The organism is Plasticicumulans acidivorans (assembly GCF_003182095.1).
In the GTDB taxonomy this organism is placed as follows: Bacteria; Pseudomonadota; Gammaproteobacteria; order Competibacterales; family Competibacteraceae; genus Plasticicumulans; species Plasticicumulans acidivorans.
On the sequence record NZ_QGTJ01000005.1, the window covers coordinates 265,473 to 288,497 of the forward strand.

24 protein-coding genes and 1 other RNA gene are annotated in these 23,025 nt (G+C 63.9%); 23 read left to right on the plus strand and 2 right to left on the minus strand.

Annotated elements, in window-relative coordinates; genetic code table 11:
* The first annotated feature begins 21 nt into the window (after positions 1 to 21).
* The 11 genes from C7443_RS10695 (at position 22) to C7443_RS10745 (ending at position 9,286) form a co-directional block, all read left to right on the plus strand.
* Positions 22 to 267, plus strand: a complete 246-nt coding sequence (locus C7443_RS10695) for a BolA family protein (RefSeq protein WP_110018592.1) — start codon at positions 22 to 24, stop codon at positions 265 to 267.
* A gap of 16 nt (positions 268 to 283) precedes the next feature.
* Positions 284 to 1,540: a UDP-N-acetylglucosamine 1-carboxyvinyltransferase gene (murA, locus tag C7443_RS10700; RefSeq protein WP_110018593.1), complete on the plus strand. Its 1,257-nt coding sequence runs from the start codon at positions 284 to 286 to the stop codon at positions 1,538 to 1,540.
* A gap of 9 nt (positions 1,541 to 1,549) precedes the next feature.
* Positions 1,550 to 2,188 (plus strand): ATP phosphoribosyltransferase, encoded by a 639-nt coding sequence (hisG, locus tag C7443_RS10705; protein WP_110018594.1) that lies wholly within the window; start codon positions 1,550 to 1,552, stop codon positions 2,186 to 2,188.
* Between the two features lie 25 nt (positions 2,189 to 2,213).
* Positions 2,214 to 3,521 (plus strand): histidinol dehydrogenase, encoded by a 1,308-nt coding sequence (gene hisD, locus C7443_RS10710; RefSeq protein ID WP_110018595.1) that lies wholly within the window; start codon positions 2,214 to 2,216, stop codon positions 3,519 to 3,521.
* 3 nt (positions 3,522 to 3,524) lie between these two features.
* Complete coding sequence (gene hisC, locus C7443_RS10715) at positions 3,525 to 4,589, plus strand: histidinol-phosphate transaminase (RefSeq protein ID WP_110018596.1); 1,065 nt, start codon at positions 3,525 to 3,527, stop codon at positions 4,587 to 4,589.
* A 5-nt stretch (positions 4,590 to 4,594) separates the two neighbouring features.
* Complete coding sequence (locus tag C7443_RS10720) at positions 4,595 to 5,353, plus strand: Nif3-like dinuclear metal center hexameric protein (RefSeq protein WP_110018597.1); 759 nt, start codon at positions 4,595 to 4,597, stop codon at positions 5,351 to 5,353.
* Between the two features lie 225 nt (positions 5,354 to 5,578).
* Positions 5,579 to 6,175, plus strand: coding sequence for a ubiquinol-cytochrome c reductase iron-sulfur subunit (gene petA / locus C7443_RS10725; RefSeq protein ID WP_110018598.1), 597 nt, complete (start codon positions 5,579 to 5,581; stop codon positions 6,173 to 6,175).
* On the plus strand, positions 6,175 to 7,413 hold the full coding sequence (locus tag C7443_RS10730; protein WP_110018599.1) for a cytochrome b: 1,239 nt from the start codon (positions 6,175 to 6,177) through the stop codon (positions 7,411 to 7,413). The genes petA and C7443_RS10730 overlap by 1 nt, the downstream gene beginning before the upstream one ends.
* A complete protein-coding gene (locus C7443_RS10735) occupies positions 7,410 to 8,150 on the plus strand; it encodes a cytochrome c1 (protein WP_110018600.1) in 741 nt (246 codons plus the stop codon). Before C7443_RS10730 ends, C7443_RS10735 begins: the two co-directional genes overlap by 4 nt.
* Positions 8,151 to 8,267: 117 nt before the next feature.
* Complete coding sequence (locus tag C7443_RS10740; protein WP_170123582.1) at positions 8,268 to 8,894, plus strand: glutathione S-transferase N-terminal domain-containing protein; 627 nt, start codon at positions 8,268 to 8,270, stop codon at positions 8,892 to 8,894.
* 8 nt (positions 8,895 to 8,902) lie between these two features.
* A complete protein-coding gene (locus C7443_RS10745) occupies positions 8,903 to 9,286 on the plus strand; it encodes a ClpXP protease specificity-enhancing factor (RefSeq protein WP_110018602.1) in 384 nt (127 codons plus the stop codon).
* A 22-nt stretch (positions 9,287 to 9,308) separates the two neighbouring features.
* Here the strand turns inward: C7443_RS10745 and C7443_RS10750 are convergent, their stop codons facing one another.
* Together C7443_RS10750 and C7443_RS10755 are read right to left on the minus strand one after the other, a co-directional pair.
* On the minus strand, positions 9,309 to 9,890 hold the full coding sequence (locus C7443_RS10750) for a BON domain-containing protein (RefSeq protein WP_110018603.1): 582 nt from the start codon (positions 9,888 to 9,890) through the stop codon (positions 9,309 to 9,311).
* A 29-nt stretch (positions 9,891 to 9,919) separates the two neighbouring features.
* Entirely contained in the window at positions 9,920 to 10,330 is a 411-nt protein-coding gene (locus C7443_RS10755; RefSeq protein ID WP_342774227.1) for a YraN family protein, read from the minus strand.
* Between the two features lie 13 nt (positions 10,331 to 10,343).
* Between C7443_RS10755 and rsmI the strand changes: the two genes are divergently transcribed.
* From rsmI to murG, 12 genes are all read left to right on the plus strand, one after another.
* Positions 10,344 to 11,198: a 16S rRNA (cytidine(1402)-2'-O)-methyltransferase gene (rsmI, locus tag C7443_RS10760; RefSeq protein ID WP_246004615.1), complete on the plus strand. Its 855-nt coding sequence runs from the start codon at positions 10,344 to 10,346 to the stop codon at positions 11,196 to 11,198.
* Positions 11,199 to 11,232: 34 nt separating this feature from the next.
* An RNA gene (rnpB, locus tag C7443_RS10765) (RNase P RNA component class A) lies at positions 11,233 to 11,579 on the plus strand.
* Between the two features lie 293 nt (positions 11,580 to 11,872).
* Positions 11,873 to 12,328, plus strand: coding sequence for a division/cell wall cluster transcriptional repressor MraZ (mraZ, locus tag C7443_RS10770; RefSeq protein WP_110018605.1), 456 nt, complete (start codon positions 11,873 to 11,875; stop codon positions 12,326 to 12,328).
* A gap of 6 nt (positions 12,329 to 12,334) precedes the next feature.
* Entirely contained in the window at positions 12,335 to 13,270 is a 936-nt protein-coding gene (rsmH, locus tag C7443_RS10775; protein WP_110018606.1) for a 16S rRNA (cytosine(1402)-N(4))-methyltransferase RsmH, read from the plus strand.
* Positions 13,267 to 13,635, plus strand: a complete 369-nt coding sequence (ftsL, locus tag C7443_RS10780; protein ID WP_110018607.1) for a cell division protein FtsL — start codon at positions 13,267 to 13,269, stop codon at positions 13,633 to 13,635. Before rsmH ends, ftsL begins: the two co-directional genes overlap by 4 nt.
* The gene (locus C7443_RS10785) at positions 13,632 to 15,362 is read left to right on the plus strand and encodes a peptidoglycan D,D-transpeptidase FtsI family protein (RefSeq protein ID WP_110018608.1); all 1,731 of its coding nucleotides are present in this window, start codon (positions 13,632 to 13,634) and stop codon (positions 15,360 to 15,362) included. The genes ftsL and C7443_RS10785 overlap by 4 nt, the downstream gene beginning before the upstream one ends.
* Before the next feature lie 20 nt (positions 15,363 to 15,382).
* Complete coding sequence (locus tag C7443_RS10790) at positions 15,383 to 16,843, plus strand: UDP-N-acetylmuramoyl-L-alanyl-D-glutamate--2,6-diaminopimelate ligase (protein ID WP_170123586.1); 1,461 nt, start codon at positions 15,383 to 15,385, stop codon at positions 16,841 to 16,843.
* Positions 16,840 to 18,213, plus strand: a complete 1,374-nt coding sequence (locus C7443_RS10795) for a UDP-N-acetylmuramoyl-tripeptide--D-alanyl-D-alanine ligase (protein WP_110018610.1) — start codon at positions 16,840 to 16,842, stop codon at positions 18,211 to 18,213. Before C7443_RS10790 ends, C7443_RS10795 begins: the two co-directional genes overlap by 4 nt.
* Positions 18,214 to 18,216: 3 nt before the next feature.
* On the plus strand, positions 18,217 to 19,299 hold the full coding sequence (gene mraY, locus C7443_RS10800) for a phospho-N-acetylmuramoyl-pentapeptide-transferase (RefSeq protein ID WP_110018611.1): 1,083 nt from the start codon (positions 18,217 to 18,219) through the stop codon (positions 19,297 to 19,299).
* A gap of 5 nt (positions 19,300 to 19,304) precedes the next feature.
* A complete protein-coding gene (murD, locus tag C7443_RS10805) occupies positions 19,305 to 20,675 on the plus strand; it encodes a UDP-N-acetylmuramoyl-L-alanine--D-glutamate ligase (protein WP_110018668.1) in 1,371 nt (456 codons plus the stop codon).
* Positions 20,669 to 21,877: a putative lipid II flippase FtsW gene (gene ftsW, locus C7443_RS10810; RefSeq protein WP_110018612.1), complete on the plus strand. Its 1,209-nt coding sequence runs from the start codon at positions 20,669 to 20,671 to the stop codon at positions 21,875 to 21,877. The genes murD and ftsW overlap by 7 nt, the downstream gene beginning before the upstream one ends.
* On the plus strand, positions 21,874 to 22,995 hold the full coding sequence (murG, locus tag C7443_RS10815) for an undecaprenyldiphospho-muramoylpentapeptide beta-N-acetylglucosaminyltransferase (RefSeq protein ID WP_110018613.1): 1,122 nt from the start codon (positions 21,874 to 21,876) through the stop codon (positions 22,993 to 22,995). Before ftsW ends, murG begins: the two co-directional genes overlap by 4 nt.
* Positions 22,996 to 23,025 lie beyond the last annotated feature (30 nt).

A 23,025-nucleotide genomic window follows, 5' to 3' on the forward strand; every position in this document is an offset into this window, starting at 1 on the left:
CGATCTACGGAGACACCCGCCATGCAGTCTGCCGACATCGAACAACTCATTCGTGACGCCATGCCCGACGCCCAGGTGTTCGTGCGTGGCGATGATGGTGTCCATTTCGACGCCGTCGTCATCAGTGCCGCCTTCGTCGGCAAAACGCCCATCGCTCAGCATCGCATGGTCAACGCGATCATCGGCGAGCGCATGCAGCGTGAGGAAATTCACGCGCTCGGTCTGAAGACCTATACCCCGGAAGCCTGGGCTGCCCTGTCGGCTTGATAACACTGGACTCACCATGAGCAAATTGATCATCACCGGTGGCCAGGTCCTTGAGGGCGAGCTGCGTGCCTCGGGAGCTAAAAACGCCGTACTGCCGATCCTCGCCTCGACGCTGCTTGCAGACGGCCCGATCACCATCAGCAATGTGCCGCATCTGCAGGATGTGACGACGACGATGGAACTGCTGGGTCACTTCGGCGTGCGTCTGGTCGTCGGCGAGCGCATGACCATCGAGGTCGATACCAGCACGATCCGCAATTACACCGCGCCGTATGAACTCGTGCGGCAGATGCGTGCCTCGATCCTGGTGCTCGGCCCCCTGCTGGCCCGTTTCGGTGAGGCCGAGGTGAGTCTGCCCGGCGGCTGTGCGATCGGTTCGCGGCCGGTCAATCTGCACATCAAGGGCCTCGCGGCGATGGGGGCCGACATCCGTGTCGAAGATGGCTACATCCGTGCCAAATGTGCCCGTTTGCGCGGCGCCCGCATCGTCATGGATCTGGTGACCGTCACCGGCACCGAAAATCTGATGATGGCCGCAGCACTGGCCGAAGGCACGACGGTGCTCGAAAACGCCGCACGCGAACCTGAAGTTATCGATCTTGCGGACTGTCTCAACGCGATGGGCGCACAGATCAGCGGTGCCGGCACCGACACCATCACCATCGAGGGCGTGCGCAGCCTGCATGGCTGCCAGCATCACGTGCTGCCGGATCGCATCGAGACCGGAACCTATCTTGCCGCCGCCGCGATTACCGGCGGGCGCGTGCGCATGAAAGACACGCGTGCCGATCTGCTGGAAGCCGTGCTGGTGAAGTTCGAAGAAGGCGGGGCGCACATTTCGACCGGCCCGGACTGGATCGAGCTCGACATGCGGGGGCGGCGGCCGAAGGCGGTGAATATTCGCACGGCCCCGTATCCTGCCTTCCCGACGGACATGCAGGCGCAGTTCTGTGCGCTCAATGCAGTCGCTGAAGGGGTGGGCACGATCACCGAAACGGTGTTCGAGAACCGCTTCATGCACGTCAACGAACTGCTGCGCATGGGGGCGCAGTTCCTGATCGAAGGCAACACGGTGATTTCCACCGGCGTCGAGCAGCTGACGGCTGCGCCGATCATGGCCACTGACCTGCGTGCTTCGGCGAGTCTGGTGCTGGCCGCCCTGGTCGCCCGCGGCGATACGGCCGTCGACCGCGTCTATCACATCGACCGCGGCTACGATTGCATCGAGGAAAAATTGTCGAGCCTCGGCGCCATCATCCGCCGCGTACCCTGAGAGCTGTGCATGGCCGAGACACTCACGATCGCCCTGTCAAAAGGGCGCATCTTCAAGGAAACCCTGCCACTGCTGGCGGCCGCCGGCATCGAACCGCTGGATGATCCGGAGACCAGCCGCAAGCTGATCCTCGATACCAACCACGACGACGTGAAGTTCGTGATCATCCGCGCCACCGACGTGCCCACCTACGTTCAGTACGGCGCTGCCGATATCGGTGTTGCCGGCAAGGACGTGCTGATGGAGCACGGCGGTGACGGGCTCTACGAGCCGCTCGATCTTGGCATCGCCCGCTGCCGGCTGATGGTCGCCGGCCGGCCGGACGCCGTCGAGCCGCGCGGGCGGCTGCATGTCGCCACCAAGTTCGTCAACGTCACGCGCCGCTACTACGCTGAGCGCGGCCGCCAGGTCGAAGTCATCAAGCTGTACGGCTCGATGGAGCTGGCGCCGCTGGTCGGGCTGGCCGACCGCATCGTCGACATCGTCGATACCGGCAATACCCTGCGCGCCAACGGCCTGGCGCCGCTCGAACATATCGCCGACATCAGCGCGCGGCTGGTCGTCAACCGCGCGGCGATGAAGATGAAGCACGCACGCCTGCAGTCGCTGATCGACTGCATGGCGGCGGCCGTCGCCGCGACTGCCTGAACCTTTTTCATTCCCTCTCCTGAGGATCTCGCCTGTGGACATCGCCCGTCTTGCCACCCGTGACCCCGACTTCTGGAGCCGCCTGTCGCGGCTGACGTCTTGGGAAGGCGTGTCCGATCATGCGGTCGCCACAGCGGTGCATGAGATCCTCGAGGCGGTGAAGACGCGGGGCGACGAGGCGCTGGTCGAGTTCACCGGCCGCTTCGACCGCATGTCTGTCGAGACGGCCGCTGACCTGGAGATTCCGCAGGCGCGGCTGGAAGCCGCCCTGGCCGCCATCCCGGCCGCGCAGCGCCAGGCGCTGGAAGTCGCTGCCGCGCGGGTGCGTGCCTATGCCGAGCGGCAGAAGCTCGAATCCTGGAGCTTCACCGAGGCGGACGGCACGCTCCTCGGCCAGCAGGTGACGGCGCTCGATGCCGTCGGTCTGTATGTGCCGGGCGGCAAGGCGGCGTATCCCTCGTCGGTGCTGATGAATGCGATTCCGGCCAAGGTCGCCGGTGTGGCGCAGCTGGTGATGGTGGTGCCGACGCCCGGTGGCGAAGTCAACGACCTGGTGCTGGCGGCCGCCTGCATCGCCGGTGTCGACCGCGTGTTCGCCATCGGCGGCGCGCAAGCCGTGGCCGCGCTGGCCTACGGCACGGCGATGGTGCCGCGGGTCGACAAGATCGTCGGTCCCGGCAACATCTACGTCGCCACCGCCAAGCGTGCGGTGTTCGGTCTGGTCGGCATCGACATGATCGCCGGACCCTCGGAGATTCTGGTGATCTGCGATGGTGCGACCGATGCCGACTGGATCGCCATGGACCTGTTCTCGCAAGCCGAGCATGACGAGGATGCGCAGCCGATCCTGATCTCGCCTGATGCGGCCTTCCTCGATCGTGTGGCGGCGGCGCTCGCACGGCTGCTGCCGACGATGGAGCGCGAGCAGATCATCGCCGCCTCGCTGCGTCAGCGCGCCGCGCTGATCGAGGTGCAGCATCTCGAAGAAGCGGCGGCAGTCGCCAATTTCATCGCGCCCGAGCACCTCGAACTGTCGGTGGCCGATCCGAAGGCCCTGTTGCCGCTGATCCGTCACGCCGGCGCGATCTTCATGGGGCGCTACACCGCCGAGGCGCTCGGCGATTACTGCGCTGGCCCCAACCATGTGCTGCCGACTTCGCGCACGGCGCGTTTTTCCTCGCCGCTCGGCGTCTATGATTTCCAGAAACGCTCCAGCCTGATTTTTTGTTCGCCGGAGGGCGCACAGACGCTCGGTCGCACGGCGTCGGTGCTGGCGCGCGGCGAGGGGCTGACCGCGCACGCGCGTTCCGCTGAATTCCGGCTGCAGGACTGAGCGATGAATCCGTACTGGAGTCCCGTCGTTGGCACGCTGGTGCCTTACGTGCCCGGTGAGCAGCCCAAGCTGAGCAATCTCGTCAAGCTCAACACCAACGAGCACCCGTGCGGACCGTCGCCACGGGTGATCGAGGCGATCCAGCACGAGCTTGGTGATGCGCTGCGTTTGTACCCGGATCCGGGGGCCGAGCGTCTCAAGCAGGCGATCGCCGATTACTACGGTGTGCGAACGCAGCAGGTGTTCGTCGGCAACGGTTCTGACGAGGTGCTGGCGCATGCGTTCTTTGCGCTGTTTCAGCACTCGCGGCCGCTGCTGTTCCCGGACGTCACTTACAGCTTCTACCCGGTCTACTGTGGTCTGTATGGCATTGAAGGGCGCACGGTGCCACTCGCCGAGGACTTCAGTCTGCGTGTTGCTGACTACCTGCAGCCGAATGGCGGCATCGTGTTTCCGAACCCGAATGCGCCGACCGGGCGCCTGCTGCCGCTTGCCGAGATCGAGTGGCTGCTGCAGCGCAACCGCGATTCCGTCGTGCTGGTCGACGAGGCCTACATCGATTTCGGTGGCGAGACGGCGATCGGCCTGGTCGATCGTTATCCGAACCTGCTGGTAGTGCAGACGCTGTCGAAGTCGCGCTCGCTTGCCGGCCTGCGCGTCGGTTTTGCGGTCGGTGACGGCGGCCTGATTGAGGCGCTTGAGCGTGTCAAGAACAGCTTCAATTCCTATCCTCTGGACCGCCTGGCGATCGCGGGGGCGGTGGCGGCATTCGAGGACGAGGCGTATTTCGAGCGCAGCCGGCAGATGGTCATCGACGAGCGCAGGGCGCTGGTCGCAGGGCTTGAGGAGCACGGCTTCGAGGTATTGCCGTCGGCGGCCAATTTCGTGTTTGCCCGTCACCCGCAACATGAAGCCGCCCGGCTCGCGGCCGGTCTGCGTGAGCACGGGGTCATCGTCCGTCACTTTCGACAGCCGCGGATCGAGCAGTACCTGCGCATCAGCGTCGGCAGCACGCAGCAAAACGCCGCCTTGCTGAACGCGCTTGAGCTGATCCTGACGGAACGCTGAACACCATGCGCCTGGCGGATCTCGTTGCCTATACCGATGAGCTCCTCGCGGTCGGCAGCTTCAGTGACTATTGTCCCAACGGACTGCAGGTCGAGGGTCGCGGTGAAGTGCGCCGGATCGTCGGGGGCGTCACGGCCTGTCAGGCGCTGCTCGATGCGGCGGTGGCTGCCCGTGCCGATCTCGTGCTGGTGCATCACGGCTACTTCTGGAAGGGGGAAGAGGCTCGGATCACGGGCATGCGCAAACGCCGCCTCGCGACGCTGCTGACGCAGGACATGTCGCTGCTGGCCTACCACCTGCCGCTCGATGCACACCCGCAGCTGGGCAATAACGCACAGTTGGCGCGGGTGCTGGGGTTTGCAGTCGATGGCGTGCTCGGTGGCGGCGGGCGTACGCCGGGATTGGTGATGACGGGGACGTTAGGGCGGGAGATGTCCGGGGCGGAGCTTGCGGCGCATATCGGTGGCTGTCTCGGTCGCGAGCCCCTGCATGTGGCCGGCAGCTCGCGGGCTATCCGCCGCGTGGCTTGGTGCAGTGGCGGTGCACAGTCTTATATCGATCTGGCGATTGCTGCGGGGGTCGATGCCTATCTGACCGGAGAGGTGTCCGAGCCGACGGTGCACAGTGCGCGCGAGAATGAGCTGCACTTCTTTGCCGCCGGCCATCATGCGACCGAGCGTTACGGTGTGCAGGCGCTCGGGGCCCATCTGGCGCAGAGCTGCGGGTTGCAGTTCGAGTTCATTGATGTGCCAAACCCGGCGTGAAGATCGGGTGACGCTGATGCAAGGCGCGATGACCGGGAGTCTGGATTGGTGATTTTCCTCATCTGGTCTGGGGCTTTCGGCTTGACCCTGAAGGGAGCGTTATAAGAACATTCTACGTTTAGTTGCGCGCTGTACTGCGGCAGCCGTTCGGATCGGACGCATGCCCCCGGGTGAGTGGGCCGGTATACGAAAAATCTGTACTTTCAGAGTGTTAGGAGAGGGCGAATGAGTACGGCAGATGGAGTCAATCTCGGCAGGCGCCGGTTTCTGACCGCCACCGCGACTGTCGTCGGCGGGGTCGGGGCGGCGTTTGTCGCGGTACCCTTCCTCAAGTCCTGGTCGCCCAGCGAGCGCGCCCAGGCGGCTGGTGCCCCGGTCGAGGCAGACATCAGCAAGCTCGACGCAGGACAGATCATGACCGTCGAGTGGCGCGGCAAGCCGGTTTGGGTAGTGCGCCGTACCCAGGCGATGCTCGATGCGTTGCCGACCTTGGACGGCATGCTGCGTGATCCGAAATCCCTTGAGCCGCAGCAGCCGGCTTTCGCCACCAACGAATATCGCTCGATCAAGCCGGAGGTTCTGGTTCTGGTCGGTATTTGCACGCACCTCGGCTGCTCCCCGACTTTCCGCCCGGACCTGGCACCAGCCGACCTCGGTCCGGAATGGAAGGGTGGCTTCTTCTGTCCGTGCCATGGTTCACGTTTCGATCTGGCCGGTCGCGTTTTCCAGGGGGTACCTGCACCGCTGAACCTCGAAGTTCCCCCCTATAAGTTCCTGAGTGACACGCGCGTCCTGGTGGGCGTCAGTGCGGAGGCGGCGTAATGGCGAACCACTCTCACCCGGGCACCACGGGCATTCTCGGCTGGATCGATGCCCGATTCCCGCTGACCAATGGCATCCGTGATCATCTGACGCAGTACTACGCACCGAAGAACTTCAATTTCTGGTACTTCTTCGGCTCGCTGGCGCTGCTGGTGCTGGTCAACCAGATCCTCACCGGCATCTGGCTGACGATGAACTACAAGCCTTCGGCCGCCGAAGCCTTCGCGTCCGTCGAATACATCATGCGCGACGTCGACTGGGGCTGGTTGATCCGCTACATGCACTCGACCGGTGCCTCGGCCTTCTTCATCGTCGTCTATCTGCACATGTTCCGCGGTCTGATGTACGGCTCGTACAAGAAACCGCGCGAGCTGGTGTGGATCTTCGGTGTACTGATCTTCCTCGCGCTGATGGCCGAAGCCTTCATGGGCTACCTGCTGCCGTGGGGCCAGATGTCGTTCTGGGGTGCGCAGGTCATCATCTCGCTGTTCGGCGCGATTCCCGGTATCGGCCCTGACCTGTCGCTGTGGATTCGTGGTGACTTCGTCGTGTCCGACGCCACGCTGAACCGCTTCTTTGCGCTGCACGTCATTGCCGTGCCGCTGGTGCTGCTGGGACTGGTCGTCGCCCACATCATTGCCCTGCACGAAGTCGGTTCGAACAATCCGGATGGCGTCGAGATCAAGGCGACGAAGGATGAAAACGGCAAGCCTCTCGATGGCATCCCGTTCCACCCCTATTACACGGTCAAGGATCTCGTCGGGGTGGCGGTGTTCCTGATTTTCTTCTGTGCAGTAATTTTCTTCATGCCGGAGATGGGCGGCTATTTCCTTGAGCATCCGAACTTCGATCCGGCCAATCCGCTGAAGACGCCGCCGCATATCGCGCCGGTGTGGTACTTCACGCCGTTCTACGCAATTTTGCGTGCGATCCCCGATAAGCTGTTTGGTGTGCTGGGCATGGGCGGCGCGATCGTCGTCATGTTCTTCCTGCCGTGGCTGGACCGCAGTCCGGTAAAGTCGATTCGTTACCGCGGCACCCTCTACAAGGCCGCTCTGGCGCTGTTTGTCGTTGCGTTCCTGATCCTTGGCTACCTCGGTGCTCTGCCGGCAACACCTGGTCGGACCGATATGGCGCGCATCTGCTCGGTGATCTATTTCGCGTTCTTCCTGCTGATGCCGATCTACACCGCGATCGATAAGACCAAGCCGGTTCCGGAAAGGGTGACGTTCAAATGAGAAAGTGGATTCTGGCTATCGCTCTTGCTGCTCTTCCCGGATTGGCTATCGCGGCCGCCGAAGGTTTTCCGCTGGATGCAGCCAATATCGACTTGCACAACAAAGCTTCGCTGCAGCGCGGTGCCAAGTTGTTCGTCAATTACTGCATGGGTTGTCATTCGGCCGAGCACCAGCGCTACAACCGCATGGCGCGCGATATCGGGCTGACTGAGGAGCAGGTGAAGGACAACCTGATTTTCACCGGCGCCAAAGTGGGCGACCTGATGCGCAACGCGATGCCGAAAGCGGATGCCAAGAAATGGTTCGGCGCCGCGCCGCCGGACCTGACCTTGATTGCCCGCTCGCGCGGTGTCGATTATCTCTACACCTATCTGCGTACCTTCTACATCGATCCCAGTCGGCCGTGGGGCGTCAACAACGCCGCCTTCCCGCTGGTTGGCATGCCGCACGCGCTGGCCGATCTGCAGGGCTGGCAGAAGGCGAAGCTCGAAACGCACAAGGATGAGTTCGGTAATGAAACTCACCAGATCGTGGGCTTCGAGGTCGTTAAGCCCGGCTCGATGAGCGGGCCGGAGTTTGATGCTGCCGTGCGTGATCTGGTGACATTCCTTGCTTACATTGCCGAACCGATCAAGCTTGAGCGCCAGCGCATCGGCATCTGGGTGATCGCCTTCCTGATCGTATTGACGGGCGTTTTCTACCTGCTCAAGAAGGAGTACTGGAAAGACGTCCATTAATTGCGGACGATGATTGCAGGCGGACATGCGAGGGGCATGTCCGCCTAACTTTTTCCTTTTCCCCTCTGCTATCGGGAGATGGAGCGTATGGCCGCGAGTTCAGCGGTGCGTAGAGCGATGCTCACGCTCTTTTCTCTAGGTAACTGTTGTCACTGCCACCGTTCGCGTCTGGTGCTCGCTGAAAAGGGGCTGGAGGCAGAGGTGGTTTATGTCAGTGCGGCCAATCCGCCTGCAGAGTTTGTCGACGCGGTTCCCGGCAGGCAGTTGCCAGCCCTGATTGATCGAGAGCTGCTGGTTTATAACGATCGCGTCATCATCGAGTATTTGGATGAGCGCTACCCGCATCCCGGGCTTCTAGCGAACGATCCTGCGGGGCGTGCGCGCCAGCGGATGGCTCTCCATCGTCTTGAGACCGATCTCTACGGCTGTCTGCCGCGACTGTCCAGGCAGGACAAGGACGAGCGCGAGGCGGCGCGTAATATGCTTGAGCGTCATCTGCTGGCGGCGGCGGAGGTTATTTCCGCCAAGCCGTTTTTCCTGGGAGATAGTTTCAGTCTGCTTGATGCGACGCTGGCGCCGATATTGTGGCGACTGTCGCATTACGGTATCGAGCTGCCTGCTGCAGCGCGTGCGGTGCTTGATTACGCCGGCAGAATGTTCGTGCGGCCGGCTTTCCAGCGTAGCCTGAGTCCTGTCGAGCGCGAAATGAATGACCTCGGTTCAATGCCGACGTCTGCCGAGTGAGTGATCTAATGACTTCAAATCGTCCCTATCTGATCCGCGCTTTATATGAATGGATACTGGATAACGGAATGACGCCGCACATTTTGGTCAATGCTGGAATGCGAGGGGTGGACGTGCCTTCTCAGCATGTGCATGAAGGCCGGATCGTGCTGAATATCAGTCCCAGTGCAGTTCAGGGGTTGGTCCTGGGCAATGACGCGATCGATTTCAGTGCGCGTTTCAGTGGCGTCGCCCAGCAGGTCCATGTGCCGATCAGCGCCGTACTGGCGATTTACTCCCGGGAGAATGGGCAGGGCACCGCTTTCCCCGATGAGGAGGATCAGGATGAGCCGCCGCCTCAGCCGCCGCGTCCAGATGCAGGCAAGCGTCCGACCCTCAAGGTGGTGAAATAGGGCAGTGCCCGACTTCGAGGGGTTATTCGAGATACTCGAAGATCCGGACGACTTTTTGAACGCCGGCAACATGGCGTACGGTAGCGGTCACCGCTTCAGCTTCGCGCGGGCGCAGCAGGCCCATCAAGTAAACGATGCCGCGTTCGGTGACGACTTTGACTCGGGTTGGATCGAAGTCCCGAATACCGTCGACCTGAAACAGGGCCGTTTTCACCTTGGTCGTAATCCAGGTATCGCTTGAGCGGCTCGCAAATGAACTTGCAGGCATGATGGCAAGTTCGTTGTACACAGTTTTTACCTGTTCGACGCCACGTACCGCGGTTTCTGCGCGATTGCGACTGGCTCTGTCGGCAATTTCTCCAGTGAGCAACACGGCCCGGTTGTAGCTGGTCGCGTTGATGTGTCCACGGCTGCTCAGTCCAGCCATTTCGAGCGCGTGGGTGCTTTTCTGCTCAATGGTTTCGTCTTCAACGTACGTGCCGGCGGTACGTCTGTCATGGGCGACGCCGACCGCTGTGGCGGCGCCGCCGATCAATGCTCCTGCGCAGCCTTGCAGCGCGATGGTGAGGGCTGTAATGGAAGAGAGGCGAGTCCAATGTTTCATCAGTGAGCTCCGGTTCGCTGAGGGCGCGCTCACGCGGCGTCGAACGCGTTGCGTACCCACTCGATTCCAGGTGGGCAGGCCGTTGGCGATATGGCGATGACATCGAAACGGCAGCTGCGATCTTCTCTGTGCTGTTGCAGATAGACTTGGGCAGTGCGTTGAAGGCGTATGCACTTGCGGTAGTCGACGCTTTCGAGGGCGGATCCGTAGCCCTTGTCAAGGCGACACCTGACTTCGACAAAGACGAGGATGTCACGCTCGCGCATGATCAGGTCGATTTCCCCGAACCGGCAGCGAAAATTGCGTGTGACCAGCTTCAGTCCTTGTGCACGCAGGTAGGCAAGTGCAGTGTCTTCACCGCTGCGGCCCTGTTGCAAATGAGCGGGTTGTCCGTCTGTCGAGCGTGTCGAGTCCGGCCCATGCCTGAATTTATTGCCCAAGAGGAATTTCTGCGTGTTCGTACAGCCCGGCACCTTATACGTGGTCGCGACGCCGATAGGCAACCTGCACGATCTCAGTCCGCGAGCGCGAGATGTTCTGGCGACGGTTGGCACAATCGCTGCCGAGGATACGCGTCACACGCGCCAGTTGTTGCGGCATTTTGGTATCGATACACCACTGATTTCTCTGCACGATCACAATGAGCGGGATCGCTGCGGAGAGCTGGTGGCGACATTGGCGGCAGGAGCGTCTCTTGCCCTGGTTTCTGATGCGGGTACGCCGCTGGTGTCTGATCCTGGTTACCACCTGGTGTGCGCAGCGCATGCGGCGGATGTTCCTGTGGTGGCTGTTCCCGGGCCGAGCAGTCTTATTGCGGCTTTATCGATCGCAGGCCTGCCGACTGACCGCTTCGTGTTCGAGGGCTTTCTGCCGGCGCGCGGTCCTGCTCGCCGGGTGAGACTGGAAGCGTTGGTGCGCGAGGAGCGCACGCTGGTATTTTTTGAATCCAGTCATCGTATTGGCGAAATGCTTGAGGATCTGGTGGCGATATTTGGCAGTGAGCGGGAAGCGGTCATTGCCCGTGAATTGACCAAGCGTTTTGAGGAAACCTTACACGGGACATTGCCTGTATTGGCAGAAAAAATCGTGACTGACGTGGAGCGCCGCCGAGGCGAGTTCGTGGTGTTGGTGCGTGGTGCGCCACCGGTACTCGATGAAGTGGGTGCGGACGCGATGCGGACGCTGTCGATTTTGCTGGAGGAGCTGCCGGTGCGTCAGGCGGCAGCGATCACTGCGCGTTTGACCGGCCTGAAAAAAAATCTGTTGTATGCGCGTGCGCTTGAAATGGCTGCGCACAAGTCTGCTTGATTCGCTGTTGGGCTGCGTGCAGAATCGCGCGCCGGAAGTCGGCTGGACGGTCGCTGCCCATTCGGGTGGAGGAAAGTCCGGGCTCCATAGGGCAGGGCGCCAGGTAACACCTGGGGGGCGTGAGCCTACGGAAAGTGCCACAGAAAACAGACCGCCAAAGCCCGTCAGGGCTGGTAAGGGTGAAAAGGTGCGGTAAGAGCGCACCGCGGCGCTGGTAACAGTCGCTGGCACGGTAAACCCCGCTCGGAGCAAGACCAAATAGGGGAGCATGACGTGTGGCCCGCACGGCTCCCGGGTAGGTCGCTACAGGCGTCCCGGTGACGGGCGTCGCAGATGAATGATCGTTCTCGACAGAACCCGGCTTATAGGCCGACTTCCTCTCTATCTCTCCATGAATACCGCTGACGGCGCCTGTGCCTGATGGTGGGGCTCGCTTGCCCCGGCCGGTGGTTCTGACTTCCTGGAGCCGCTCCTGTGTTACTTCGTACCGCTTTGTTGCAGGTGCAACACGGGTGTTGTTTGTTTGCACATAACCTGTTGTTTGTGTTGCAGTTCTGTGGCGCCGAACACAGTCGGCTTCCTTGACAGCGGGGATTTGCCATTCATATAGTGTCGGAAAGTGGAAGAAAGTGGGATGAGCGGGGAAGGCGTGCAGGTCAACGGGGAGTTCGTCCTTGTTCCGGGGCATTTCTGCGATATCGCTCGATGGCAAGGGGCGGCTCTCAATCCCGACCAAGCATCGCGAGCGGCTGATCGAGCAGTGTGACGGCCAGCTGATCGTGACGATCGATCGAGACGGCTGCCTGCTGCTTTATCCGCTGCCTGAGTGGGAAGAGGTCGAAGCCAAACTGGTCAGACTGTCGAGCACAAACCGGGCAGCGCGCAGCTTGAAACGTTTGTTGATGGGGCATGCAGAAGAGTGCCAGTTGGATGCCGCGGGGCGAGTGCTGTTGCCCGCTCCTTTGCGCGAGTTCGCCAAACTGGACAAGCGGGTGGTTCTGGTAGGGCAGGGGAACAAGTTCGAGCTCTGGGACGAGCAGACATGGGGACAGCTGCGTGAAGAGTGGCTGGCCGATAGCGCGGGGACCAGCGGCGATCTCCCCGATGATCTTGAATCGCTCGCATTCTGAGTTTTCATGAATTCCACTCTGAGCCACCACAGCGTGCTGCTGCACGAGGCGGTCAATGCCTTGTGTATCAAGTCGTCGGGCCGCTATGTCGATGCGACTTTTGGTCGCGGCGGACACTCGCGGCTGGCTCTCGCTTCCCTTGGTCATGGTGGCGCGCTCCTCGGGCTCGACCGTGATCCTGAGGCGGCGCAAACCGCTGCGCGGCTGACTGCTGAGGATGGGCGTTTCCGTTTTGAGGCGACGGCGTTCAGTGCGCTGGGCGACGTGTTGGAGCGCCATGGCTGGGCGGGGCAGGTCGATGGGATACTGTTCGATCTCGGCGTTTCCTCTCCGCAGCTCGATGATCCCGCGCGCGGCTTCAGTTTCGGCAAAGATGGTCCTCTGGATATGCGGATGGACCCGACGCATGGAGAGAGTGCGGCCGAGTGGCTGGCGCGAGCGGCCGCCGACGAAATCTCGCATGTGCTGCGCGACTACGGTGAGGAGCGTTTCCATCGCCGGATCGCCCGTCATCTGGTCGAAAGCCGTGACAGCACACCGATCGTGAGCACCGGGCAGCTGGCGGCTTTGCTGGCGGAGTCGATTCCGACGCGCGAGCGCGGCAAGCATCCAGCGACGCGGGCATTTCAAGCGATTCGCATCCATGTCAACCGCGAGCTGGAGGAGCTGGAGACAGCCCTGCAGGCAGCGCTTGCAGCGCTGGCGCCGGGCGGGCGGCTGGCTGTCATCAGCTTTCATTCGCTTGAGGATCGGATCGTCAAGCGCTTCATGCGTGCTCAGGCGCAGGGCGAAGTGTTGCCGTATGACCTCCCGGTTCAGGGCGGCCCGCGAGGCGCCACGCTGCGGGTGATCGGCAAGGCCATTCGTCCACAGGCCGCGGAGGTCGAGGCCAATCCACGGGCCCGCAGTGCGGTGCTCCGGGTGGCGGAGAAACTCGCATGAGCGCTCCCGAAACCCTGATTCCGATTACCGAGCCCGAGCCGCTGTCCGTGCGCGAAGCGTCGCGTCTGGTGCCGGCTGCCGAGGAGCAGGACCCCGTCGGTCGTAATTTCGCGACGGTGTTTGTACTGCTGCTCGCTCTGCTGGCGACGGCGCTCGGCATCGTTTTTACCAAGCATCAAAGCCGCAAATTGTTCATTGAACTGCAGTCCTTGCAGCAGACCCGCGACGAACTTGAGATCGAGTGGAATCAGCTGCAGCTCGAACAGAGCACGCTGGCGACTGAGTCGGTTATCGATCAGGTGGCGCGTACGCGCCTCGATATGTCTGTGCCCGCGCCCGAAGCGGTTATTTACGTCATCCGATGAAACAGCCACGCCGCCAGATCTGGACCGCCAATCGTCGCAAGCTCGCACTGGGCATACTCGGTGTGGCTGCGGCCGGTATTTTCTCGCGCGCCATTTACCTGCAGGTCGTCGATACCGAGTTCCTGCAGGGGCAGGGCGACGAGCGTTTCCTGCGTACCGTCGAGGTGCCTGCCCATCGCGGCATGATCACCGATCGCAACGGCGAGCCGCTGGCGGTCAGTTCGCCGGTCGACAGTCTGTGGGTACACCCGCCGACCCTGTTGGCGAATCAGGAGCGTTTGCCGGAGCTGGCGCGCATGCTCGGCATGAACGTCGCTGATCTCGAAACCAAGGTGCTGGCGCGCAAGGATAAGGAATTCATGTATTTGCGCCGGGCGATGGAGCCCGATGCAGCGGCGCGGGTCATGGCGCTCGGTATTCAGGGCGTGTTCAAGCAGCGCGAGTATCGGCGTTACTACCCGGCGGCGGAGGTGACCGCGCATCTGCTGGGGTTCACGGACATCGACGATGCCGGACAGGAAGGCATCGAGCTGGCTTACAACGCAGTGCTGCAGGGGCGTCCGGGGGAGAAGCGGGTCATCAAGGACCGCTATGGACGAACCGTCGAAGATGTCGAGAGCGTGCGTGAGCCGCAACCCGGACAGACAGTGACGCTGTCGATCGACCGCCGCATCCAGTACCTCGCTTATCGGGCATTGAAGGCCGCCGTGCTGGAGTACCACGCCGCGTCTGCGGCGGCCGTGGTGCTCGATCCGACCACCGGGGAAGTGCTGGCGATGGTCAACCAGCCGAGCAGCAATCCGAATAATCGTGCGGAGATTCGCAGTGATCTGCTGCGCAATCGCACGGTAACCGACGTCTACGAGCCAGGCTCGACGATGAAGCCGTTCACCATCGCCATGGCGCTGGAAAGCGGTAAGTACCGTCCCGATACGCCGATCAATACCGCACCCGGCACGCTGAGTGTGGGCCGCTACACCGTGCGCGACACGCATAACTACGGCTTGCTCGATGTGTTCCGCGTCATCACCAAGTCGAGCAACGTCGGCACCACGAAGATAGCGCTGTCGCTGCCGGCGGAGTCGCTGTGGAAGACGTTCCGTGCGGTCGGCTTCGGCCGTCCGACCGGCGTTGGTTTTCCAGGTGAGCAAGGTGGCTGGCTGGCGCATTTTTCGCGCTGGAGCACGATCGGCCATGCCAATCAGAGCTTCGGTTACGGTATCTCGGTGACGCCGCTGCAGCTGGCGCGTGCTTACGGCGCGCTGGCTTCGGGAGGCATCCTGCGACCGGTATCACTGGTCAAGCTTGATCAGGCTCCGGCGGGCGAGCGGGTGTTCCCTGCCGAGGTGATACGTCAGCTGCTACCGATGATGGAGTCGGTCATCAGCGCACAGGGCACGGCTCAGCGCGCGGCAGTGACGGGATATCGGGTGGCTGGCAAGACCGGCACCGTGCATAAGATCGTCGGCCGCGGGTACGCCAAGAACAACTACTTCGCCGTGTTCGCCGGTTTTGCGCCGGCGAGCAACCCGCGACTGGTCATGGTGGTCATCGTCGATGATCCGCGCGGTAAATCCTATTACGGCGGTCTGGTGGCGGCGCCGGTGTTTGCCAAGGTGATGAGCGGTGCTTTGCGCATCCTCAACGTGCCGCCGGACAACGTCAGCAACCCGAAGACGACCAACGTCAAGCCCGTCGTAGCGGCCGCGCCGCGAGGTGCACGGTGAACCGCTTGCGGCTTCCCGAACTGCTGGCGCTCGCGGATCGCACGGTGCCTGACATCCCGGTGGCCGGGCTGACGCTTGACAGCCGTGCTGTGCAGCCGGGCTGGGTGTTCTGCGCCTTGCGTGGTCATGCTCGTCATGGCATCGAATTCGCCGCCGAGGCGGTGGCCCGCGGTGCGGCGGCCGTCATCTACGAGCCGCCCGTGCCGGCTGCGGCTCTGTCGGCGCTCGCTGTACCACTGCTTGCCATCGACGGGCTCGGCCGGCGTTTGAGCAGCATCGCCGGGCGCCTGTTCGCCGAGCCGACACCTGCGCTGCATCTCATCGGCATCACCGGCACTGACGGCAAAACCTCCTGCGCGCATTTCACCGCTCAGGCGTTGTCGACGGCACAGCGTCCAGCCGGATTCCTGGGCACGATTGGCTACGGTCTGTTTGGTGACTTGCAGACGGCGACCCATACCACGCCCGACCCGATCCGCGTGCAGGCGCTGCTGGCGCAGATGCGGGCGCAGGGCGCGGCGTACGCGGCAATGGAGGTGTCTTCGCATGCGCTTGATCAGGGTCGCGTCGACGGTGTGCACTTCGCCTGCGCGGTGCTGACCAACCTCACGCGCGACCATCTCGATTACCACGGTACCGTCGCTGCCTATGCTGCGGCCAAGGCGCGGCTGTTCACCGAGCTCGATGTCGCGGCGCGCGTGCTCAATGCCGACGATGCTTTTGGCCGTGAACTGCTGCAACGCACGGCAGCACGCGGGCCGATCGCTTACGGCTTTGGCGCTGAGGTCATGCACGCGGCGGGAGGCTGGGTGCAGGGGCGTGCGCTGCAGCTCGACGACGCCGGACTCGGCATCGATCTGCATACCCATCGTGGCGATGCGACGCTGCGTGCCCGTGTGCTCGGCCGTTTCAACGCCTCGAACCTGATGGCGGCCTGCGCTGCGCTGCTGGCGCTGGGTTTTGATCTCGACGATGCCGTCGAGCGGCTGGGGCGGGTCGATACCGTCCCCGGACGCATGGAGTGCTTCGGCGGCGGGGCGCAGCAGCCGCTCGCCGTTGTCGATTATGCCCATACGCCGTTCGCCCTTGAGTCGGTGCTGGGCGCCTTGCGCGCCCACACGCGCGGACGCCTGTTCTGCGTGTTCGGCTGTGGCGGGGACCGTGATACCGGCAAGCGGCCGCAAATGGGAGCGATTGCCGAGCGCCTGGCCGATGTCGTCATCGTCACCAGCGACAACCCGCGCTCCGAGGTGCCGGAGGCGATCATCGCCGACATCCTCGCCGGCTGCCGGCAGCGCGAGCGCATTCAGGCCGTCAGCGATCGTGCCGAGGCGATTCATGTGGCGCTCACCGCCGCCGGACCCGGGGATGTCGTGCTCGTCGCCGGCAAGGGACACGAGGACTACCAGATCATCGGCAGCGAGCGGCGCAGTTTCAGCGATCGTGCCGAGTTGCGTGCCTGGTTCGGAGAATGCGCATGAAGCCGCTGCCACTGTCTCATCTGGCCACCGCACTGTGTGCCGAGCTGATCGGGCACGATGTCGAGGTGCGCGGCGTCGCTACCGATTCGCGCACGGTTGCGGCCGGAGAGCTGTTCGTGGCGCTGTCGGGGCCGAATTTTGACGGTCACGCCTTCGCCGCCACGGCCCGCGAGCGTGGCGCCAGTGCGGCGCTGGTCGCGCACCCGCTGGCGCTCGATCTGCCGCAGCTGGTGGTCGCTGATACCCGGCTTGCACTCGGTCGTCTTGGTGCCTTTAACCGTGCGGCGTTTCGCCGACCGCTGATCGGCCTGACCGGCAGCAACGGCAAGACCACACTCAAGGAGTTGTGCGCTGCGGTGCTGCGCCAGCGCGGCACGGTGCTGGCGACCCGCGGCAATCTCAACAACGATATCGGTGTGCCGCTGACCCTGCTTGGCCTTGAGACGCAGGATTACGCCGTCATCGAGATGGGAGCCAATCATCCGGGTGAGATCGCCTACCTGACCGGGCTGGCGATGCCGGACGTGGCGATCCTCAACAATGCCGGCCCCTGCCACCTCGAAGGCTTTGGTGATCTCGACGGTGTGGCGCGAGCCAAGGGGGAAATCTTCTCCGGTCTCGGCGCGCACGGAGTGGCGGTGATCAATGCCGATGACGTTTACGTCGACTACTGGCGTGGCCTCAACGGCGAGCATCACGTCGCCACCTTCGCTCTCGATGCCGCTGCCGATGTGACGGCAAGCCTGCTGGCCAGTGACGAGGCCGGTCAGCGGCTGCGCCTGTCGACGCCGCAGGGCGCGATCGAATGCCGGCTCGGCCTGCACGGTCGCCACAATCTGCGTAACGCCGCCGCCGCCGCCGCCGCGACGCTGGCCGTCGGTGCCACGCTCGATGACATCGCTGCCGGCTTCGCTGCGATGCAGCCTGTCGCCGGGCGCCTGCAGCGCCTGGCCGGGCGGCACGACAGCGTGCTGATCAATGATGCCTACAACGCCAATCCGGCTTCACTCGCCGCCGGCTTGGAAGCGCTGGGGGCTGAGCCGGGTGAACACTGGCTGGTTCTCGGCGATATGGGCGAGCTCGGTACGCAGGCCACCACGCTGCACGCCCTCAGTGGCGAGCGGGCGCGGACCTGTGGTTTCACGCGGCTCTACGGCTTCGGCCCGAACAGCCGGCATGCGGTCGACGCCTTCGGCGCCGGCGGCAGGCATTTCACCGATATCGACACGCTGGTGTCTGCACTCGACGGCGATCTCGCGGTTGCGGCCGCGCCGATCGTGCTGGTCAAGGGCTCACGTTCCATGCGCATGGAGCGCGTGGTGCGGGCACTGGCGATTCAAGACAACGACCCGAACACAGGGACTCACTGAGCGATGCTGGTCTTTCTGGCCGAGCTGCTGACCCACTACTACAGCGGCTTCAACGTATTTTCCTACCTGACGCTGCGGACCATCCTCGGCCTGCTGACGGCGCTGTTCATTGCGCTGCTGGTCGGCCCGGCGATGATTCGTCGTCTTTCCTATTACCAGATCGGGCAGTTCGTGCGTCAGGACGGCCCGCAATCGCATCTGTCGAAGGCGGGAACGCCGACGATGGGCGGTGCGCTGATCCTGGTTGCCATCGCTGTCGCGACCCTGCTGTGGGCCGATCTGCGCAACGAGTACGTCTGGATCGTGTTGCTGGTGATGCTGGCCTTCGGCGCCATCGGCTGGGTCGATGACTACCGCAAGCTGGTCAAAAAACAATCCAAAGGATTGTCAGCCAAAGAAAAATACTTCTGGCAGTCGGTCGCGGGATTGATCGCGGCCGTGCTCCTGTACCTCACGGCCAAGACCCCGGTGTCGACGGCGCTGATCGTGCCGTTCTTCAAGAACGTGGTTATCGAACTCGGTCCCTGGTTCATCCTGCTCGCCTACCTGACCGTGGTCGGTTCCTCGAATGCGGTCAATCTGACTGACGGCCTCGACGGCTTGGCGATCATGCCGACGGTGATGGTCGCTGGCGGTCTGGGCGTGTTCGCCTACCTGTCCGGTAATGCGATCTTCGCCAATTACCTCGGCATTCCCTATGTCTCCGGTGTCGGCGAGGTGATGGTGTTCTGCGGTGCCATCTTCGGTGCCGGCCTTGGTTTTCTGTGGTTCAACGCCTACCCGGCGCAGGTGTTCATGGGCGACGTCGGCGCCCTGGCGCTCGGTGCGGCGCTCGGCATCGTCGCCGTCGTCGTGCGCCAGGAGATCGTGCTGGTGATCATGGGCGGCGTGTTCGTCATGGAAACGGTGTCGGTGATCCTGCAGGTCGGCTCGTTCAAGCTGACCGGCCGGCGCATCTTCCGCATGGCACCGCTGCACCATCACTTCGAGCTCAAGGGCTGGCCCGAGCCGCGCGTGATCGTGCGTTTCTGGATCGTCACGGTGGTCCTCGTGATGATTGGCCTGTCGACGCTGAAGATCCGGTGACGACGATGAGCGCTGCTGCTCCCCGTCCTGATCTGTCCGGTCTGACGCTGGTCGTCGGGCTTGGTGCCTCCGGCCTGTCGGCGGCGCGCGCACTGGCCTGGCTCGGTGTCGAGTTCGCCGTCGCCGATTCGCGTGCCGAGCCGCCGGGGCGCGAGGCGCTGGCGCAGATCGCCCCGAGTGCCGAATGCCATTGCGGCCCCTTCGACCCGGCGCTGTTCGCGCGGGCCGCACGGCTGATCGTCAGCCCCGGCGTCTGGGTGCGCACGCCGGCAATTGCCGCGGCGGCTGCGCGCGGCGTGCCGGTGTGGGGTGACGTCGAGCTGTTTGCGCGGCTGAGCCGTGTGCCGGTGATCGGTATCACCGGCTCCAACGGCAAGAGCACGGTGACGACGCTGCTCGGCGAAATGGCAGCGCGGGCGGGACGCAGGGTCGCGGTCGGCGGCAATCTCGGCACGCCGGCGCTCGATCTGTGGCTGGCCAGCGAGGCCCGGGGCGAAATCCCGGATCTGTACGTGCTCGAACTGTCGAGTTTCCAGCTCGAAACCACCGGCTCGCTCGATTGCCTGGCGGCGACGGTGCTCAACGTCACGCCCGATCACCTCGACCGCTACGACGGTATGGACGATTACGCCGCCGCCAAGGCGCGGGTATTCGCCGGTCATGGCGTGCAGGTGCTCAACCGCGAGGACGCGCGGGTGATGGCGATGGCCCTGCCGCAGCGGCGGCAGATCGGTTTCAGCACTGGCTTGCCGAGCGCTGACGATTACGGCCTGCAGCGCGACGGTACGGCGCTCTGGCTGTGTCGTGGTGGCGAACGCCTGCTCGCTGCCGGCGAGCTGCGCCTCGGTGGCTTGCACAACCTGGCCAATGTGCTGGCGGCGCTCGCCCTCGGTGAGTGTGCCGGGCTGGAGCTGGCAGCGATGCTGGCGGCCGCGCGCGAATTCGGCGGTCTGACGCACCGCACCCAGCTCGTTGCCGAACACGCCGGTGTGCGTTACTACGACGATTCCAAAGGTACCAACGTCGGTGCGACCGAGGCCGCCGTGGCCGGTTTCAGCGAGCCGCTGGTGCTGATCGCCGGCGGCGACGGCAAGGGGCAGGATTTCACGGCACTCGCCGACGTGCTGGCCAGACGCGCCCGCGCCGTGGTGCTGATCGGGCGTGATGCCCCGGTGATCGAGGCTGCGCTGGGCGGGCGGGTGACGGTTGCGCACGCGCCGGATATGGACAGCGCCGTGCAGCAGGCTTCGGCATTGGCGCAGACGGGGGATGTGGTCCTGCTGTCGCCGGCCTGCGCCAGCCTCGACATGTACCGCAATTACGTCGAGCGCGGGCAGTTGTTCGCGCAGGCCGCGCAGAGGCTCGGCTCATGCTGAACGGCGTCCTCGATCGCATCCATCCACGTCCGGAGGAAGGTGAGGAGCGCCTGGCGCCGCTCGATCCCTGGCTGGTGTTTCCGGCGATGCTGCTGATCGCGGTCGGCGTGCTGATGGTGACCTCGGCGTCGATGCCGATGGCCGATCGTACGACCGGCCAGCCGTTCTATTTCCTCTATCGCCACGTTGCCTATCTGCTGCTCGGGCTGATGCTGGGCTGGCTCGCTTTCCAGATCGAGATCGAGACCTGGTATGAGCGCGGGCCGGCGATTTTGATGGGCGTAATGTTACTGCTGGTGCTGGTGCTGATCCCGGGCATCGGCCGTCGCGTCAACGGTTCGTGGCGCTGGATCAATCTCGGCATCATGAACGTGCAGGTCTCCGAGCTCGCCAAGCTCGCGGCGATCATCTACGTCGCCGGTTACCTGCGCCGCCACGGCGCCGCATTGCGTGCCTCGATCGTGGCGATGATCCGGCCGCTGCTGGTACTGGGCGTGCTCGCTCTGCTGCTGCTGATGGAGCCCGACTTCGGCGCGACGATGGTCATCATCTTCGTCGCGCTGGGCATGGTGTTCCTTGGCGGCGTCAATATCTGGCAGTTCTCGGCGATGCAGCTGCTGGTGGTCAGCGGCATGGCCGTGCTGCTGTGGTCCTCACCGTACCGGCGCGCGCGTCTGTCGAGCTTCCTCAATCCCTGGGAAGATCCGTTCAACAAGGGTTTCCAGCTGACGCAGTCGCTGATCGCCATCGGCCGCGGCGAGATGTTCGGTGTCGGCCTCGGCGCCAGCGTGCAGAAGCTCTTCTATCTGCCTGAAGCCTATACCGACTTCATTTTCGCCATCCTCGCCGAGGAGTTTGGCCTGCTCGGCGTGCTCGGCGTGCTGACGCTCTACATCACGCTGGTGGTGCGCGCCTTCCAGGTCGGTGCGCGGGCCGAACGGGTCAAGCAGCCCTTCGGCGCTTATGTGGCCTACGGCATCGGTCTGTGGATCGGTTTTCAGGCGCTGATCAACATGGGCGTCAACATGGGCGTGCTGCCGACCAAGGGGCTGACGCTGCCGTTCATCAGCTTCGGCGGTTCTTCGCTGGTGGTGATGTGCATCGCCTTCGCGATCCTGTTGCGTGTCGATGTCGAGACCCGTGCCGAGGAAAATCCCCTGGCGCTGCGCGAACGGCTGCTGGCCAAGGTACGTGCGCCATGACGTCTCCCGTACTGATCATGGCCGGCGGCACTGGCGGTCACGTGTTTCCGGCTCTGGCGGTGGCCGAGGAGCTGCGTACGCGCGGCATCCCGGTGGTCTGGCTGGGGTCGACGCAGGGCATGGAGGCGCGGCTGGTGCCAGCCCGCGGCTTCCCGCTCGAATGCCTCGATGTCGCCGGTCTGCGCGGCAAGGGCTGGGGGCGGCGGTTGTCGGCGCCTTTCATGCTCGCGCGTGCCTGCGCGCAGGCATTCTCGCTGTTGCGCCGGCTGCAGCCGCGGCTGGTCATCGGCTTCGGTGGTTTTGCCAGCGGGCCCGGCGGAGCGATGGCGCGTCTGCGCGGCATTCCGCTGTTGATCCACGAGCAGAATGCCATTGCCGGCTACACCAACCGCATCCTGGCTCGGCTGGCGACACGGGTCTGCGAGGCGTTTCCCGGGGCTTTCCCGGCCGCCCGTGCGGCGCTGGCCACCGGCAATCCGGTGCGCGCCGAGATCGCTGCACTGCCGGCACCGGTTGAGCGTTTCGCCGGGCGCGATGCTGCTGCTGTGCGGCTGCTCGTCGTCGGTGGCAGCCAGGGGGCGCTGGCACTGAATCAGCTGGTGCCGCAGGCGCTGGCTCTGCTGCCGGAGCAACAGCGGCCGCAGGTGCGTCACCAGGCCGGCGGCAGGATGCTCGATTCCGCCGCCGAGGCCTATCGCCAAGCCGGGCTTGAGGTGCAGCCGGAACCCTTCATCGAGGACATGGCGGCGGCCTACGCCTGGGCCGATCTGGTGCTGTGCCGCAGCGGTGCATTGACCGTCGCGGAGCTGGCCGCGGCCGGTGTTGGCAGCTTGCTGGTGCCGTTCCCGTTTGCCGTCGATGACCATCAGACCGCCAACGGTCGTTATCTGGAGCGTGCCGGCGCGGCGCGGGTGCTGCCGCAGTCGACGCTGACGGCGCAGAGCCTGGCCGACGAGCTTGCACCGTTGCTCGCCGATCGCAGCCGCCTGCTGGCGATGGCCGAGGCAGCGCGCGGGCTGGCGCAGCCGCAGGCCGCTCTTCGTGTTGCTGAAGCCGGGCTGGCGATCGCCCGCCCGACGGCATTCCCCCCGAACCCCAAGCAGGAACCGTCTTCATGAACAGCCCGGTCAACGCACAAGGCATGCTGA

Bases quoted from the DNA above. Each gene is read 5' to 3' on its own strand.
- C7443_RS10695 (WP_110018592.1), top strand. From the start codon at position 22: ATGCAGTCTGCCGACATCGAACAACTCATTCGTGACGCCATGCCCGAC.
- murA (WP_110018593.1), top strand. From the start codon at position 284: ATGAGCAAATTGATCATCACCGGTGGCCAGGTCCTTGAGGGCGAGCTG.
- hisG (WP_110018594.1), top strand. From the start codon at position 1,550: ATGGCCGAGACACTCACGATCGCCCTGTCAAAAGGGCGCATCTTCAAG.
- hisC (WP_110018596.1), top strand. From the start codon at position 3,525: ATGAATCCGTACTGGAGTCCCGTCGTTGGCACGCTGGTGCCTTACGTG.
- C7443_RS10720 (WP_110018597.1), top strand. From the start codon at position 4,595: ATGCGCCTGGCGGATCTCGTTGCCTATACCGATGAGCTCCTCGCGGTC.
- petA (WP_110018598.1), top strand. From the start codon at position 5,579: ATGAGTACGGCAGATGGAGTCAATCTCGGCAGGCGCCGGTTTCTGACC.
- C7443_RS10730 (WP_110018599.1), top strand. From the start codon at position 6,175: ATGGCGAACCACTCTCACCCGGGCACCACGGGCATTCTCGGCTGGATC.
- C7443_RS10735 (WP_110018600.1), top strand. From the start codon at position 7,410: ATGAGAAAGTGGATTCTGGCTATCGCTCTTGCTGCTCTTCCCGGATTG.
- C7443_RS10740 (WP_170123582.1), top strand. From the start codon at position 8,268: ATGCTCACGCTCTTTTCTCTAGGTAACTGTTGTCACTGCCACCGTTCG.
- C7443_RS10745 (WP_110018602.1), top strand. From the start codon at position 8,903: ATGACTTCAAATCGTCCCTATCTGATCCGCGCTTTATATGAATGGATA.
- C7443_RS10750 (WP_110018603.1), bottom strand. From the start codon at position 9,890: ATGAAACATTGGACTCGCCTCTCTTCCATTACAGCCCTCACCATCGCG.
- rsmH (WP_110018606.1), top strand. From the start codon at position 12,335: ATGAATTCCACTCTGAGCCACCACAGCGTGCTGCTGCACGAGGCGGTC.
- ftsL (WP_110018607.1), top strand. From the start codon at position 13,267: ATGAGCGCTCCCGAAACCCTGATTCCGATTACCGAGCCCGAGCCGCTG.
- C7443_RS10785 (WP_110018608.1), top strand. From the start codon at position 13,632: ATGAAACAGCCACGCCGCCAGATCTGGACCGCCAATCGTCGCAAGCTC.
- C7443_RS10795 (WP_110018610.1), top strand. From the start codon at position 16,840: ATGAAGCCGCTGCCACTGTCTCATCTGGCCACCGCACTGTGTGCCGAG.
- mraY (WP_110018611.1), top strand. From the start codon at position 18,217: ATGCTGGTCTTTCTGGCCGAGCTGCTGACCCACTACTACAGCGGCTTC.
- murD (WP_110018668.1), top strand. From the start codon at position 19,305: ATGAGCGCTGCTGCTCCCCGTCCTGATCTGTCCGGTCTGACGCTGGTC.
- ftsW (WP_110018612.1), top strand. From the start codon at position 20,669: ATGCTGAACGGCGTCCTCGATCGCATCCATCCACGTCCGGAGGAAGGT.
- murG (WP_110018613.1), top strand. From the start codon at position 21,874: ATGACGTCTCCCGTACTGATCATGGCCGGCGGCACTGGCGGTCACGTG.